Origin of the sequence: Streptomyces sp. NPDC052040 (genome assembly GCF_044548405.1) — a bacterium.
Lineage (GTDB): Bacteria > Actinomycetota > Actinomycetes > Streptomycetales > Streptomycetaceae > Streptomyces.
In genome coordinates, this window is sequence record NZ_JBIUBV010000016.1 from 62,470 (window position 1) to 75,651 (window position 13,182).

Below are 13,182 nucleotides of genomic sequence, written 5' to 3' on the forward strand. Positions count from 1 at the left end.
GCGGCTCGGGAGCTTACGGTTTGCGGGCCACCGCACCGTAGCCGGGAATGACGCCGTCGTCCTGTCCGGGCACCGGCTCGCCCAGTTCCGGATGCCATTGGTGGACGATCTCCACGCCGGGTTCGACGAGGTCCAGTCCGTCGAAGAAGCGGGCGAACTCCTCCCGGGAGCGGAGCGCGAGGGTGACTCCGGCGGTCCTGAGCCTCTCCACGGCCACCGCCGACTCGTGCGGGGTGAAGTCGGCGGTGGCGTGGGTCATCATCAGATGGCTGCCGGAGGGCAGTTCGGACAGGAGTCGGCCGACCAGCTCGTGGGCGCCGTCCTCGTCGGTGACGAAGTGCAGCAGCGCCACGAGGGACAGGGCGATGGGCCGGTCGAAGTCCAGGATCTCCCGGGCGCCCTCGATGATGGCGTCCGGGTCGCGCACATCCGCCTGGAGGTACTCGGTCGCCCCGGCGGGTGTGCTGCGCAGCAGGGCGGCCGCGTGTGCGAGCACGATGGGGTCGTTGTCGCAGTAGACGACGCGTGTGTCCGGCGCGATCTCCTGTGCGACCTGGTGCAGGTTGGGTTCGGTCGGGATGCCCGTGCCGATGTCCAGGAACTGCCGTACGCCCCGGTGGGCGAGGAAGCGCGTGGCGCGGTGCATGAAGGCGCGGTTGACCCGCGCCATCACCGGCACTCTCGGCTCCAGGGCGAGCATCTGGCGGCCCAGTTCCTCGTCGACGGGGTAGTTGTCCTTGCCTCCGAGGTACCAGTCGTACATCCGCGCCGGGTGCGGCCTGCTCGTGTCGATGACGACGGCGTCCTGCGCGGGGTTCTGCCCGGTCATGAGGGAACTCCGTAATTCCATGGATGGGTCAGTGGTCAGCTGAGCAATCGAGCATGGGGGCTGTGGGGCAGGTGGGCAACCGCGTGTGCGGACTACGGGTCACGAGAGCAGGAAATCGGCCACGCCCGCCTTGGCTCCCTCGATGAAGGCGGTCATCTCGTCGGTGGTGTAGATCAGCGCGGGGCCGTCCGGGTCGGTGGACTGGCGGACGGCGATCCGGCCGTCGGCGAGCTTCATCGCCTCCAGGCAGTTGCCGCCGTTGCCGCCGCTCCACGGCTTGTGCCAGCCCTCGGTGCCGAGGTCACGGGCGGGCATGCCGTTGTAGACGCCTTCGCTCGGCGTGATGCCGTCCATTCACAGCTCCTTGCGGAGATCCTCGAGGATCTCCTTCGTGCGTTGTGCCGTGGCGGCCTGGGCCGCCATGCGGTCCATGACTTCGAGGTGGGTTGCCACCTCCGCGCGCCCGTCGAGGTAGACGGCGCCGGTCAGGTACTCGCTGTAGACCATGTCCGGCAGTTCTGACATGGCAAATCGGAACAGGACGAAGGGGCCGTAGGTACCGGGGTGCGGGCCCGAGGAGAACTCGAGCACCTGCACCGTCACGTGCGGCAGTTGGGCGATGTCCAGCAGCTTGTCGATCTGGGCGCGCATGACGTCGGGTCCGGCCACGGGCCGGCGCAGCGCGGTCTCTTCCAGGACGACCCAGATCCGGGGCGCGTCCTCGCGGGTGAGCAGTGCCTGGCGCTGCATGCGCAGGGCGACATGGCGTTCGATGTCCGCGGGACTGGTCTGTCCGACGGCCCCGGATCTCAGGACGCCCTGGGCGTACTCCTCGGTCTGCATGATGCCGGGCACGAAGTGCGGTTCGTACTGGCGTATGAGCGAGGCGGCGCCCTCCAGGCTGACGTACATCGAGAACCAGCCGGGCAGGATGTCGTGGAACCGCTGCCACCAGCCGGGTCTGTTGGCGTCCTCGGCGAGCTGGACGAAGAGGTCGGCTTCTTCGTCGCTCACGCCGTACGCCTTCAGCAGGAGCTGGAGGTAGGGGATCTTCAGGCCGACTTCGGCCATTTCCATGCGGCGGATGGTGGCAGGTGCCACACGCAGCACGCGGGCGGCCTCCTCCCGCTTGAGACCCGCGCGTTCCCGCAGGTCCAGCAGGCGTCGACCGAGCACGACCTGACCGACCGTCGGCGCCGACCGCGGCTCGCTCACCTCGCGTCCCTCCCGTCGTGGTGTACTCCGGATGGCCTCCGGCGGACCCGACGGCACCGTTCCGGATTCTTCGGGGCCGTCCGAGGCGAGCTTCGGCGCTTCCGCCGCCAACCCGCTTCCGGCTTCGCTCCGGCCGGTCCACTCCGCCCGACCGGGTCGGTCCGTACCTGCCGGTCGATCCGTACCTGCTGGCCGATCCGCACCTGCCGGTCGATCGATGTTTCGGCCGTTTTGGGTTCCGGATTCGACCGACAGTGACCGGATCTCAACTGACGCCGCTTCGCGGGTCGTTGCGAGCAGTGTGCCATGGACCTTCACCAAGTCACACTGCACTCTGCATTTTTCAGAGTGACCCTTGCCAAGTGTTCACGTCACGGCGATAGTGGCAGGCGTGATTCCGTCCGCGCCGTTAGGAACAGACACCGCCACAGGCCGCTTGGGCCCGGGCAGTGCCTCGGCACCGCGTCCCGGCGCGTATGCCGAGCGCCGCTTCCGGTTCGAGCTGGCCGCCCACCCGGGCTCCGTCGCACGGGCCCGGCAGCTGGCGCGGGCACGGCTGTCCCGCTGGGCGGTGTGCGAGGACACCTGCGACACCGCGGCCCTGGTGGTCTCCGAACTCGTCACCAACGCGATCGTGCACACCGCGGGCGAGCATGTCGTGTGCGAACTGCACGACAGCGGCGACCTGGTGCGCATAGCCGTGCAGGACGAGGGATGCGCACCGGGCGAGCCGCACTCCGGTCCACAGCGTCCCGACGAGGAGCACGGGAGGGGATTGCTTCTCGTCGCGGCGCTGTGCCGGGCCTGGGGAGCCCAGGAGGCCGGGCCCGGGCTGCTGGTCTGGGCGGAGCTGGCACGGAACGCCGATCCCTCGGCGTCCGGTGTGCCGCCCCGCCCGCAGCGGCCGTCCCGGGACCTGTCGTGTTCCGGCGACAGGTCCCGGGACGTCGAGAACACGGGCACATGTCCGGGTCCGGACGCGAGTACGGGAACAGGCACGGACAGGAGTACGAGGTCGGGGACGGACAGGAGTTCCGGGCCGGGCGCGGACAGGTGTTCGGGCACGGACACGGCGGTGCGGTCCGATCTCGGCTGGGGTGCCAAGAAGCCGCCGACGGACGACGAGGCACGGTCCGATCTGGGCTGGGGCGCCAGACGCCCCCCGCCCGAGGGCCGGGGTTCCGGGGCGGAGGCGTCCCGGGGGACGGGGAACGCGTGGGTGTGAAGGGCGGCTCCGGAGCCGTAGGACAGGGAGCCGCGCAGGTGGTGTCCCTGGACTCACTGGTCCGTCTCGGGCGGGCGCGGCAGTCGTCCGAGGGGCCGCCCGGGAGAATCGCCCTGCCCGCGGACATGACGGTTGCGCAGGGCTGCGACGCGGTGACCGTGCCCGCCTTCTACGGTCCGCTGCTGCTGCCCCGGCTGCCGAAGGTGGGCTGCGTCTACGCCGACCGGGACCGCTGGTGGTGGATCGTGCCGTCGGACTCCGATGTCGCGCTGCACTGGCCCGCGCCCGCGCACTACCGCAGGGGGGCGCTGCTGCCCAGGGCGTCGGACGGCCCGGGGCTCGTCCACCGGCCGGACCACAGCGTGCCGTACACCCCGCCCATCCCGCTGTATCTGGCCCTGTGCCACCTCACCGGCACGGCGCCGGCCTGGAGGCGTCCGCTCAGCGCCTGAGCGGAACCCCGTCCAGGGGCGCACGCTCACTCGGCGGCTTCGGCACCCCGCACGATCACCAGGAACGCGTCCGTCACGAGATCCATGACGACCTCAGCGGGCTGCCCCTCCAGGCGGCGCGCCTGCGCGTACTCCTCCGCGGGCCATGAGCCGCGCGGCCCGCCCGCGGGAAAGCGTTCCAGAACCGTTCGCCCCTTCACCCTGCACCTCCTTGCCACGCCGGGTTCCAGCGGCCGATCACGAATGGCTCGTAGATCAACTCTCGTAGATCAACTCGTGGACCAACTCGTAGATCGGCCCGCAGACCGGCTCGTAGAGTTAAACGCCTGTCTGCGGGTGAACGGCTCGTGACGTGACGGTACTGAGACGTATTCGACACTCCGTCACGGGCAACGGGCGAAGAATGACATCAACTGACCGGTCCTGTACGGACACAGGGGCATCTTCTGTCCCTACGCGTCCGGCCGGCCGGCGAGGTCGCGTTCGCGGAGGCGCGGGCTCGTGGGCCGCGGGACCGTGGCGAGACCGGCGCGGGCGCGGCGGCGGTCGAGTTCGTCGAGGAGGCCGGTGAGCCGTTCGCGGTGGCGGGGCGACAGCCGCCCGCTGTCGTCGAGGTGCACGGCGCACGCGGTAGTCGTGTCGACCAGCCGTTCGAGGGTAGCGGCCACCTCCGCGGTGCCCCGGGTGTGCCGGGCCAGGGCCGGGAGTTCGGCCGCGGACAGGTCGATGGCGGCCCGCGCCTGGGCGAGAGTCCGGTAGGCGTCGCGGCGCAGCGCCCAGCGTCCGGCGCGGTCGTCCTCGTGGTCCAGTACGTGTGCGAGGTACCCGTAGGCCGCCTCCACCGCCCGCGCCAGTCGGGCCCGTACGGTGCCGCCGCGTTGCCCGGGGGCCGGGAGATGGCCGACGAGCAGCACGATCCCGCAGGCGAGCAGGGTCTCCCCGATCCGGCTCCAGGAGGCCCCGGGGTCCCCACCGGCCATGACCAGGGCGAGGACGAGAACGGTGACGACGGCGGTCTGGGCGGCGAAGTGGCGTGTGGCGACGGGGATCAGCGCCCCGCACAGCGTCACCAGGACGATGAGCCCGGCGGGGCGCGGCAGCAGGGCGGCCGGGACGGCGAAGACAAGGGCGCCGAGCACCGTACCGGCCGCCCGGCACAGCACACGTGAGACAAGCGGTCCGAGGTCGGGCTTGACGAGGAAGACCGCGGTGGCAGGCAGCCAGTACCAGTGCGTGTGGTGCCCGTACCACTGGGCGCGGTGCAGGGCCTGGGCGACGGCCACGGCCGCCCCGAAGCACAGGGCGACCCGCAGTCCGTACTCCCGTCCGCCGGGGCCGAGGACGGTGCGCAGTACGGATGCGGCGCTGCGGCGCCGGGTGTGCAGTGCGAGTCCGTCGCCGCCGCGGTCGAAGGTGTCGGCGGCGTGCAGCAGCGCGTCGTCGAGGGCGCGCAGGGCGGGTGCGTCGCGGGCGGGTGCGGGCAGCGGCCCGGGAGGCGTGTTTCCGCGTACGGCACCGGCGAGCAGGCGCGGCCCCTCGGCTGCCCGCGCGGGCAGGGCCTCCTCGGCCCAGGCCAGTGCGGTGGCGGCCTCGGCGAGGGGCAGGGCCGCGGCGTACTGGGCGTGCAGACGCCGTTCGACCGCGGAGGACGCGTAGCGGCGGAGCCGGGGTCCGGTCAGGGCGTCCTGGGCGTTGTCCAGGGCGGCGGTCAGCGCGGCTCTGCGAGCAGTCGCGCCGGGTGTGCCGGTGGCGGTCAGGAGGTCGGCGACGGCGTCGTAGACCGTGGCGACGGCCTCGCGCTCCCCGTCGAATCGATAGTCGAAGCGTCGATAGTCGAAGCGTCGGCGGTCGAACCGCCGATCGAGGCGGCCTCCGATGCCCGGGCCGGACCGGTGGCCGGATGAGCGGTCGGACGGGTGGTCGGACGGTTGATCGGGGCGGCCTCCGGTCCCGTGGCCGTCTCGGAGGCCGACCCCGGGGTCGCCGGTACGGCCGGTGAAGGCGGGCAACCCGAGCCGCAGCAGGAGCAGCCAGCCCGCTCCGGCGAGGAAGAAGAGGGCGCGCTGCCATCCGGGGTCGGGCAGCGGCATGCCCGCGCCGACGGCGGAGGCGACCAGGAACTGGGTACCGGCCGCGGACGCGACGTGCCCCACGGCGCTGACGGCACCGGCGACCAGGCCGAGTCCGGCGAGGACGACGGTGAGGAGCACGGGCCCGGTGTGCTGCCCGGCATATGTTCCTACGAGGAGGCCGCCCGCCCCGGCGAGGGCGGGTGCCCCGAGGTGGTGGACGGCGGCCCGGCGGCTGCCGGGCCGGTCGTTGATCCCGGCGAACAGGGCACCGAGGGCGGCGACCACCCCGGCCGGGGTGCGTCCGGCGAGCACGGCTGCGAGGAGCAGCGGCCCGGCGGTGAGTGCGCCCCGGACGACGGCGCCCCAGGGCACCGGTCCGCGCTGGGCACGCAGGGCATGGGCGAGCCAGGGGGGCGGGGAGAAAGCGGGGCGCGACACGGGTTTCCTGTCCGGACGAGGGCGGGAGTGTGCCTTCGGGCGACGATGGCCGGGGTACCTTTCCACGGTAAGGGGCGCGGGAGGGACGAAAGGGACGTGAAGGTTTCCGCGATGTGAAAGACGGCGGAGGACCGTGATCTTTATGGACGCAACCTCCCAGTTCACCGCCCTGAGGGGCGGGGTCTCGGCTCCTTGTCCGTGGTCGGCAGCCCCGCCGCGTCCGCCGCCGTGCGCAGCACCTCGCGCAGCATCTCGGGGGTGAGCCGTCCGGTGAAGGTGTTGCGCTGGCTGACGTGGAAGCAGCCGAAGACCTCCAGTCCGTCCAGCGGCACCCGGGCGCCGTGTCCGAAGGCGGGCCGCGGCCGGGGCACCTCCCGGCCCGCTTCGGCGAGCGCGGTCAGCGTGGCCTGCCAGCCGAAGGCGCCGAGCGCGACCACGGACCGCAGGGACGGGCGCAGCAGCCGCAGTTCCTGGACCAGCCAGGGCCGGCAGGTGTCCCGCTCCTCGGGGGTCGGCTTGTTGGCAGGTGGGGCGCAGTGGACGGGCGCGGTGACCCGTACGCCGAGCAGTTCGAGCCCGTCGGCGGCGGACTCCGAGGTGGGCTGCGACGCCAGCCCCACGGCGTGCAGGGCCGCGTAGAGCACGTCCCCGGACCGGTCTCCGGTGAACATCCGTCCCGTCCGGTTCCCACCGTGTGCCGCGGGGGCGAGCCCCACGACGAGCAGTCTCGCGTCGGGCGGCCCGAAGCCCGGCACCGGCCGCCCCCAGTACGTCCAGTCGGTGAATGCGGCGCGCTTGGTGCGGGCCACTTCCTCCCGCCAGGCGACCAGCCGGGGACAGGCGCGGCACCCGGTGATCCGCTCGTCCAGTTCGGCAAGGCTGCTGTGGTCCATGCCTCCACGGTAGGACCTGACGGCCGGGCGCCCTGGGCCCTGTGGAAAAGTATCGGGGCGCCGGAGCCCGGCCTGATCCAAACGAGAGGCACTAAGGTCGGGACATGGCTTCCGAGGGTGTGGACGACGAGCGGACGGGCGGAACGGACACCGCGGTGCCGGGACAGGGCGTGCCCCGGCAGGACGAGGCGCCTCCCCAGGACTCCCCCGCGGGCGCGTCCGGCGCCGACGGTGCCGCTCCGGAAGGGGACACGAAGGCCGCTGCTGCGGTGAAGGCCGCCGAGGCGGCGGGCCCGGCGCGCGGCGAGAGCGTCCGTGTCGACAGCTGGATCTGGTCCGTGCGGCTCGTCAAGACCCGTTCGGTCGGCTCCACCGCCTGCCGGGGCGGTCACGTCCGGGTCAACGGCGAGCGTGTGAAACCGGCGCACTCCCTGCGGATCGGCGACGAGGTCCGGCTGCGGCACGAGGGCCGGGAGCGGGTCGTCGTGGTGAAGCGTCTGATCCGCAAGCGGGTGGGGGCACCGGTGGCGGTCCAGTGCTACGTCGACAACAGCCCGCCTCCGCCGCCGCGGGACGCGGTGGCCCCGGCGGGCATCCGCGACCGGGGTGCCGGACGTCCCACCAAGCGCGACCGCCGCGAGATGGAACGCCTGCGCGGTCCGGCCGGGGCACCGGTCAGCCCCTACGAGGGCTATGCCGAGGCTCTCGGTGCCCAGAGCCGTTCCGAGGGGCGGGGCAGGACCGGCAGGGAGCAGAGCGGGTCCGGCGGCCGGGGCCGGTCCCCGGGGCGGAGCGGCTCAGGGAACCGCTGAGGGCGGGTCGGCTTCAGGAGGTGCGCAGCACTTCATCGCTCGGAGGTCTCACAGGGCGAACCAGCCGTGGCCCGTGTACCAGTGGCCGCCCGCGCGCAGATGGTCCCCCACCGCCCGCTCAAGCCGGGTGCGCCGCGGCAGGTCCTCCACCGGCAGGTCGGGATCGCCGAAGACGAAGCCGACGGGCACCCCGTCGTCGGGTGTCGGTTCCTCGTGGGCGGTCCGGAAGCGGTCCTGGAAGCGGACGATGTTGGAGTCGGCGGGCAGATACCGCCTGAGCTGCGGATCCAGCAGCCAGGAGTGGCACACGGCGGTCTTCTGGCGCTCGCCGGGGTAGTGACGGGCGAAGAACTCCCGCGCGAGGTCCAGGGACCGTGCGCAGGCGGACGGGGACAGCGGGCCCCGGAAGTCGGGTATGTGCAGCTCCAGACAGGGGTCGCCGGGGCCCTGCGGATGGCCCGCCGCCGCGACGGCCCGCCCGGTGCGCTCCCCCAGCCGGGTGCGCTGGAACTGCAACCGCCCCAGCTGGAACAGCTCCCCGTGGAAGTGCAGTGCGAGCCACCACGGGAACAGCAGCCCCCCGGTGCCGCGCCGTCTGCGGTGCACCGCCACCTGGCGTCCCAGATCCGCGAGCGTGCGGCGGGTCACCTCCTCGGGTATTCCGCGCTCCCGGTGGTGGGCGCGCACGAAGGGCAGCGCCGCGATGAAGACGTAGAGGTGGAAGTAGCGCCCGAGCGCCCCGGCCGAGGGCGGGAGCAGGGGCGGCTCACAGGCCTTGCCGATCTCGCCCATGTCGCGCACGAAGCGGGTGACGCAGCGCGCCAGCAGCGTCATCGCGTCGGGGTCCCGCCCCAGGCGGACGCGCAGCGCGACCACTTCGTTGATGTCCTCGTGGGGTACGGCGAGGTCGAGCAGGATCTCGGGGAGTTCGTCCGCGCCGGGCAGGACCCCGGTCTCTCCGGGGGCGTCCTCGCGCTCCAGGTCCGTCAGCCATTCGGCGAGCCGCGCGTCCGCCCGCACCGTCTCCAGCAGCACCTTCGCCTCCCCGGACGGCCCCGGCGGCGCGCCCGCGCCTCGGGATTCCGGTCGCCGTTCCATGGTGAACATGCACCACGAAGGGTACGCGTCAGGTCAGGAGTGATGATGCTGATGCGTACGGGCAGTGAACCGGCGACGGCACGCAGTGCGCTGCGGATGCGCTTCTGGCTGAGCGTGTGGGGCCTGGCCTGGGCGACCTTCGGCACGGTCGTCTTCGCGCTCGTGGGGCGACCGGGCTGGGCCGCGGCGTGCGGTGTGCTGTGGCTGGTGATCGGCACGGACCTCGCCGTGATCGTGCGCCATATCCGGCAGGGCCCCCACTGGCAGCCGGGCCGTGACGTCCCGCCGTACACCCCGCCGGACGGGCGCCGCCGCTAGACCGCGGGCCTACGAGTCGAAGTCCGCCGCCTTCAGGTACTGCGGGTTGGGGTCCAGTGCGGCTGCCAGCCGGAAGTGGCGTTTCGCCTCCTCGCGGCGGGCCTGGCGTTCATAGGTGCGGGCCAGTGCGAAGTGGGCGTAGGCGTTGTCCGGCTCGCGCTCCAGCACAATGCTGAACTCCAGCTCGGCGGGGCGCAGTTGCGCGGCGGCGAAGAAGGCGCGGGCGCGCAGCAGCCGGGCGGCCGTGTTCTCGGGGTGCGCGGCGATCACGCCGTCCAGCAGCTTGACCGCGCCCCTGGGGTCCCGTGCGGCGAGCAACTGCTCAGCGGCACGGAAGTCGATCACATGGGTCTCCGGACTGCGTCCGGTCGGATCGCTGTTCTCGGGCACGGCTGAGTCCTTCCCTGGCTGCTGCGGTTCAACGCACCTCGCGGCGTTCGCTATTCCGGCGTCTGCCCGGCCCTGCACACGAGATCCGCCCATACGTCCCTTACGCGCCGTATCAGCGTGTCCAGGGAAACGTCGTTGTCGATGACGATGTCCGCGATCTCCCGGCGCTTCTCGCGGGAGGCCTGCGCGGCCATCCGTGAGCGCGCGTCGTCCTCGCTCATCCCGCGCAGCCGGACGAGCCGGTCGAGCTGGGTGGCGGGGCTCGCGTCGACGACGACCACCACGTCGTAGAGCGGGGCGAGTCCGTTCTCCGTGAGGAGGGGAACGTCGTGGACGACCACGGCGCCCTCGGGTGCGGCGGCCTCCAGCTCACGGGAGCGGGCGCCGACCAGGGGGTGCACGATCGCGTTGAGGACGGCGAGCTTCTCGGGGTCGGAGAACACCAGGGATCCCAGTCGGGGGCGGTCCAGGCTCCCGTCCGGTGCGAGGACGCCCTCCCCGAAGGCCTCGACGACCGCCGCCAGCCCGGGTGTTCCGGGTGCGACGACCTCGCGGGCGATGCGGTCCGCGTCGATCAGCACGGCGCCGCACTCGACGAGCAGCCGTGACACCTCGCTCTTGCCGGCGCCGATACCGCCGGTCAGGCCCACCTTCAGCATGAGGCGAAGCCTACGGCCCCCCACTGACGGGCCGGGGGGCGGCCTACGCGCTCAGCCCTCACCCTCGCGCTCCGCCAGAAATCGCTCGAATTCCTGCCCGATCTCATCCGCGGACGGGATCTCGACGGGCTCCGCGAGCATATTGCCGCGGGTCTCGGCGCCTGCCGCGGCGTCGTACTGGTGCTCAAGCCCCTGGACGAGCGCGACCAGCTCCTCGTCGCCCTCCTGGATCTGGCGCTCGATCTCCGTCTGGGTGCGGTGCGCCTCGGTGCGCAGCGCGTGGGCGACGCCGGGGAGGACGAGTCCCGTCGCGGCGGTGATGGCCTCCAGCGCGGTCAGCGCCGCGTCCGGGTACGCGGAGCGGGCGATGTAGTGCGGTACGTGCGCGGCGACCCCGAGGACGTCATGTCCGGCCTCCATCAGCCGGTATTCGACGAGGGCCTCGGCGCTGCCGGGGACCTGCGCCTCCTCGAAGGGGCTGCGGTGGCCCGGTACGAGGTCGGTGCGGTTGCCGTGCGGGGTGAGGCCCACCGGGCGGGTGTGCGGCACGCCCATGGGGATGCCGTGGAAGTTGACGGCGAGACGGATGCCGAGGCGCTCCACGATCTGCCGGACGGCGGCGGCGAACCGCTCCCACTCCACGTCCGGTTCGGGCCCGGACAGCAGCAGGAAGGGCGCTCCGGTGGCGTCCTGGACGAGCCGCACCTCCAGGGACGGGACCTCGTATCCGGTCCAGCGGTCCCGCTGGAAGGTGAGCAGCGGACGGCGGGCCCGGTAGTCCACGAGCCGGTCGTGGTCGAAGCGGGCCACGACCTGGTGGGGCAACGATTCGAGGAGCTGCTCGACGATCTGGTCGCCGGTCTCGCCCGCGTCGATGTATCCGTCGAAGTGGTAGAGCATGACCAGGCCCGCCGACTCCTGGGCGAGCGCCATGTCGACGACGGCCAGCCCCTTCGGCTCCCATGCGTACAAATCCTGCGGATCAAGCACTGTGGACCGCTCCTCCTCGTGTTCCTTCCGGCACAACGCGCTCCAGGACATGGGCATTCCCGGCCCGCGTCCTTTCACCCGCCCTCCTGCCGGAGAACACGCCGACGACCCCCACCCCGCCGGAGAACACGCCAAGGGTCCGCGCGCTGCCGGAGAACACGCCGAAGGCCCGCACCCCATGGGGGTGCGGGCCCTCGGTCAGCTGCTAGTGCCTAGCGGCGAGCGTTCAGCTCTGGCCGCCGGCCAGCTTCTCGCGCAGAGCGGCGAGCGCCTCGTCCGACGCCAGGGCGCCGGAGTTGTCCGCACCCTCGGAGGAGTACGAACCGCCACCCGAAGCGGCCGGAGCGGCAGCCTCGCCACCCTCGGCGGCAGCGGCAGCGTCGGCCTCGCGGGACTTGATGACCTGCTGCTGGTGCTGCTCGAAGCGGGTCTGCGCCTCGGCGTACTGGTGCTCCCACGCCTCGCGCTGGGTCTCGTAGCCCTCGAGCCAGTCGTTGGTCTCGGGGTCGAAGCCCTCGGGGTAGATGTAGTTGCCCTGGTCGTCGTAGGACGCGGCCATGCCGTAGAGGGTCGGGTCGAACTCGACCGTCGCCGGGTCGGCACCGAACGCCTCGTTGGCCTGCTTCAGCGAGAGGCTGATGCGGCGGCGCTCGAGGTCGATGTCGATGACCTTGACGAAGATCTCGTCGTTGACCTGGACAACCTGCTCCGGGATCTCCACGTGGCGCTCGGCCAGCTCGGAGATGTGGACCAGGCCCTCGATGCCCTCGTCCACGCGGACGAACGCACCGAACGGAACCAGCTTGGTGACCTTACCCGGGACGACCTGACCGATCTGGTGGGTCCGGGCGAACTGCTGCCACGGGTCCTCCTGCGTCGCCTTCAGCGACAGGGAGACACGCTCGCGGTCCATGTCGACGTCGAGAACCTCGACGGTGACCTCCTGGCCGACCTCGACAACCTCGGAGGGGTGGTCGATGTGCTTCCAGGACAGCTCGGAGACGTGGACCAGACCGTCGACGCCACCCAGGTCCACGAAGGCACCGAAGTTGACGATCGAGGAGACCACGCCGGAGCGGACCTGACCCTTCTGGAGGGTCGTGAGGAACGTCTGGCGGACCTCGGACTGGGTCTGCTCCAGCCAGGCACGGCGGGACAGGACCACGTTGTTGCGGTTCTTGTCCAGCTCGATGATCTTCGCCTCGAGCTCCTTGCCCACGTAGGGCTGGAGGTCGCGGACGCGGCGCATCTCGACCAGGGAGGCCGGGAGGAAGCCACGGAGGCCGATGTCGAGGATGAGACCACCCTTGACGACCTCGATGACGGTACCGGTGACGATCCCGTCCTCTTCCTTGATCTTCTCGATGGTGCCCCAGGCACGCTCGTACTGGGCGCGCTTCTTCGAGAGGATCAGGCGGCCTTCCTTGTCCTCCTTCTGGAGAACAAGGGCCTCGATCTCGTCACCAACGGCGACGACCTCGTTGGGGTCGACGTCGTGCTTGATCGAGAGTTCGCGGCTCGGGATGACACCTTCGGTCTTGTAACCGATGTCGAGCAGGACCTCGTCCCGGTCGACCTTCACGATGACGCCGTCGACGATGTCGCCGTCGTTGAAGTACTTGATCGTCTCGTCGATCGCGGCGAGGAAGGCTTCCTCGTTACCGATGTCGTTGACCGCTACCTGCGGGGTGGTGGCGGTGGTCTCGGTGCTGCTCGTCATGTGGGAAAGGGCTCCGGTACGGACATTGAAGTCGTAGGTACTGCTTACGCCGGGAGCCCGTTTCGCTCTGA

General features: G+C 71.6%; 15 protein-coding genes. 4 read left to right on the forward strand and 11 right to left on the reverse strand.

All coding sequences use genetic code 11. The annotated features are described in order from the left end of the window. Positions 1 to 13 precede the first annotated feature (13 nt). From ACIHAA_RS26115 to ACIHAA_RS26125, 3 genes are all read right to left on the reverse strand, one after another. A complete protein-coding gene (locus ACIHAA_RS26115) occupies positions 14 to 829 on the reverse strand; it encodes an SAM-dependent methyltransferase (protein WP_399821204.1) in 816 nt (271 codons plus the stop codon). Positions 830 to 928: 99 nt separating this feature from the next. Further along, on the reverse strand, positions 929 to 1,183 hold the full coding sequence (locus ACIHAA_RS26120) for a DUF397 domain-containing protein (RefSeq protein ID WP_399821205.1): 255 nt from the start codon (positions 1,181 to 1,183) through the stop codon (positions 929 to 931). Continuing rightward, positions 1,184 to 2,044: a helix-turn-helix domain-containing protein gene (locus ACIHAA_RS26125; protein ID WP_399821207.1), complete on the reverse strand. Its 861-nt coding sequence runs from the start codon at positions 2,042 to 2,044 to the stop codon at positions 1,184 to 1,186. 436 nt (positions 2,045 to 2,480) lie between these two features. Here ACIHAA_RS26125 and ACIHAA_RS26130 point away from each other — a divergent pair, with 436 nt between their 5' ends. Together ACIHAA_RS26130 and ACIHAA_RS26135 are read left to right on the forward strand one after the other, a co-directional pair. Further along, complete coding sequence (locus ACIHAA_RS26130) at positions 2,481 to 3,269, forward strand: ATP-binding protein (protein ID WP_399821210.1); 789 nt, start codon at positions 2,481 to 2,483, stop codon at positions 3,267 to 3,269. Next, on the forward strand, positions 3,260 to 3,721 hold the full coding sequence (locus tag ACIHAA_RS26135) for a hypothetical protein (RefSeq protein WP_399821211.1): 462 nt from the start codon (positions 3,260 to 3,262) through the stop codon (positions 3,719 to 3,721). Before ACIHAA_RS26130 ends, ACIHAA_RS26135 begins: the two co-directional genes overlap by 10 nt. Before the next feature lie 26 nt (positions 3,722 to 3,747). Here ACIHAA_RS26135 and ACIHAA_RS26140 read toward each other — a convergent pair whose 3' ends face one another. From ACIHAA_RS26140 to ACIHAA_RS26150, 3 genes are all read right to left on the reverse strand, one after another. Then, positions 3,748 to 3,921, reverse strand: coding sequence for a hypothetical protein (locus ACIHAA_RS26140; RefSeq protein ID WP_399821213.1), 174 nt, complete (start codon positions 3,919 to 3,921; stop codon positions 3,748 to 3,750). Positions 3,922 to 4,173: 252 nt separating this feature from the next. Continuing rightward, positions 4,174 to 6,231, reverse strand: a complete 2,058-nt coding sequence (locus ACIHAA_RS26145) for an FUSC family protein (RefSeq protein ID WP_399821215.1) — start codon at positions 6,229 to 6,231, stop codon at positions 4,174 to 4,176. A 161-nt stretch (positions 6,232 to 6,392) separates the two neighbouring features. After that, positions 6,393 to 7,124, reverse strand: a complete 732-nt coding sequence (locus ACIHAA_RS26150; RefSeq protein WP_399821217.1) for a uracil-DNA glycosylase — start codon at positions 7,122 to 7,124, stop codon at positions 6,393 to 6,395. Positions 7,125 to 7,228: 104 nt separating this feature from the next. On the opposite strand from ACIHAA_RS26150, the gene ACIHAA_RS26155 reads away from it, so the two are divergent. Further along, positions 7,229 to 7,936 (forward strand): RNA-binding S4 domain-containing protein, encoded by a 708-nt coding sequence (locus tag ACIHAA_RS26155; RefSeq protein WP_399821219.1) that lies wholly within the window; start codon positions 7,229 to 7,231, stop codon positions 7,934 to 7,936. Between the two features lie 48 nt (positions 7,937 to 7,984). Here the strand turns inward: ACIHAA_RS26155 and ACIHAA_RS26160 are convergent, their stop codons facing one another. After that, positions 7,985 to 8,971, reverse strand: a complete 987-nt coding sequence (locus tag ACIHAA_RS26160; RefSeq protein WP_399821366.1) for an acyltransferase domain-containing protein — start codon at positions 8,969 to 8,971, stop codon at positions 7,985 to 7,987. A gap of 108 nt (positions 8,972 to 9,079) precedes the next feature. Between ACIHAA_RS26160 and ACIHAA_RS26165 the strand changes: the two genes are divergently transcribed. Continuing rightward, the gene (locus tag ACIHAA_RS26165) at positions 9,080 to 9,352 is read left to right on the forward strand and encodes a DUF6343 family protein (RefSeq protein WP_399821221.1); all 273 of its coding nucleotides are present in this window, start codon (positions 9,080 to 9,082) and stop codon (positions 9,350 to 9,352) included. Between the two features lie 9 nt (positions 9,353 to 9,361). Here ACIHAA_RS26165 and ACIHAA_RS26170 read toward each other — a convergent pair whose 3' ends face one another. The 4 genes from ACIHAA_RS26170 to rpsA form a co-directional block, all read right to left on the reverse strand. Beyond that, positions 9,362 to 9,742, reverse strand: coding sequence for a tetratricopeptide repeat protein (locus ACIHAA_RS26170; RefSeq protein ID WP_399821223.1), 381 nt, complete (start codon positions 9,740 to 9,742; stop codon positions 9,362 to 9,364). 50 nt (positions 9,743 to 9,792) lie between these two features. Further along, complete coding sequence (gene coaE, locus ACIHAA_RS26175; RefSeq protein ID WP_399821225.1) at positions 9,793 to 10,401, reverse strand: dephospho-CoA kinase; 609 nt, start codon at positions 10,399 to 10,401, stop codon at positions 9,793 to 9,795. Between the two features lie 51 nt (positions 10,402 to 10,452). Next, positions 10,453 to 11,391 (reverse strand): PAC2 family protein, encoded by a 939-nt coding sequence (locus ACIHAA_RS26180; RefSeq protein WP_399821227.1) that lies wholly within the window; start codon positions 11,389 to 11,391, stop codon positions 10,453 to 10,455. A gap of 226 nt (positions 11,392 to 11,617) precedes the next feature. Next, complete coding sequence (gene rpsA / locus ACIHAA_RS26185) at positions 11,618 to 13,111, reverse strand: 30S ribosomal protein S1 (RefSeq protein WP_046584654.1); 1,494 nt, start codon at positions 13,109 to 13,111, stop codon at positions 11,618 to 11,620. Positions 13,112 to 13,182 lie beyond the last annotated feature (71 nt).

What these genes read in the sequence shown, in the direction of transcription:
- coaE (WP_399821225.1), bottom strand. Translation starts at nt 10,401, where the DNA reads ATGCTGAAGGTGGGCCTGACCGGCGGTATCGGCGCCGGCAAGAGCGAG.
- rpsA (WP_046584654.1), bottom strand. Translation starts at nt 13,111, where the DNA reads ATGACGAGCAGCACCGAGACCACCGCCACCACCCCGCAGGTAGCGGTC.
- ACIHAA_RS26115 (WP_399821204.1), bottom strand. Translation starts at nt 829, where the DNA reads ATGACCGGGCAGAACCCCGCGCAGGACGCCGTCGTCATCGACACGAGC.
- ACIHAA_RS26120 (WP_399821205.1), bottom strand. Translation starts at nt 1,183, where the DNA reads ATGGACGGCATCACGCCGAGCGAAGGCGTCTACAACGGCATGCCCGCC.
- ACIHAA_RS26165 (WP_399821221.1), top strand. Translation starts at nt 9,080, where the DNA reads ATGCTGATGCGTACGGGCAGTGAACCGGCGACGGCACGCAGTGCGCTG.
- ACIHAA_RS26150 (WP_399821217.1), bottom strand. Translation starts at nt 7,124, where the DNA reads ATGGACCACAGCAGCCTTGCCGAACTGGACGAGCGGATCACCGGGTGC.
- ACIHAA_RS26155 (WP_399821219.1), top strand. Translation starts at nt 7,229, where the DNA reads ATGGCTTCCGAGGGTGTGGACGACGAGCGGACGGGCGGAACGGACACC.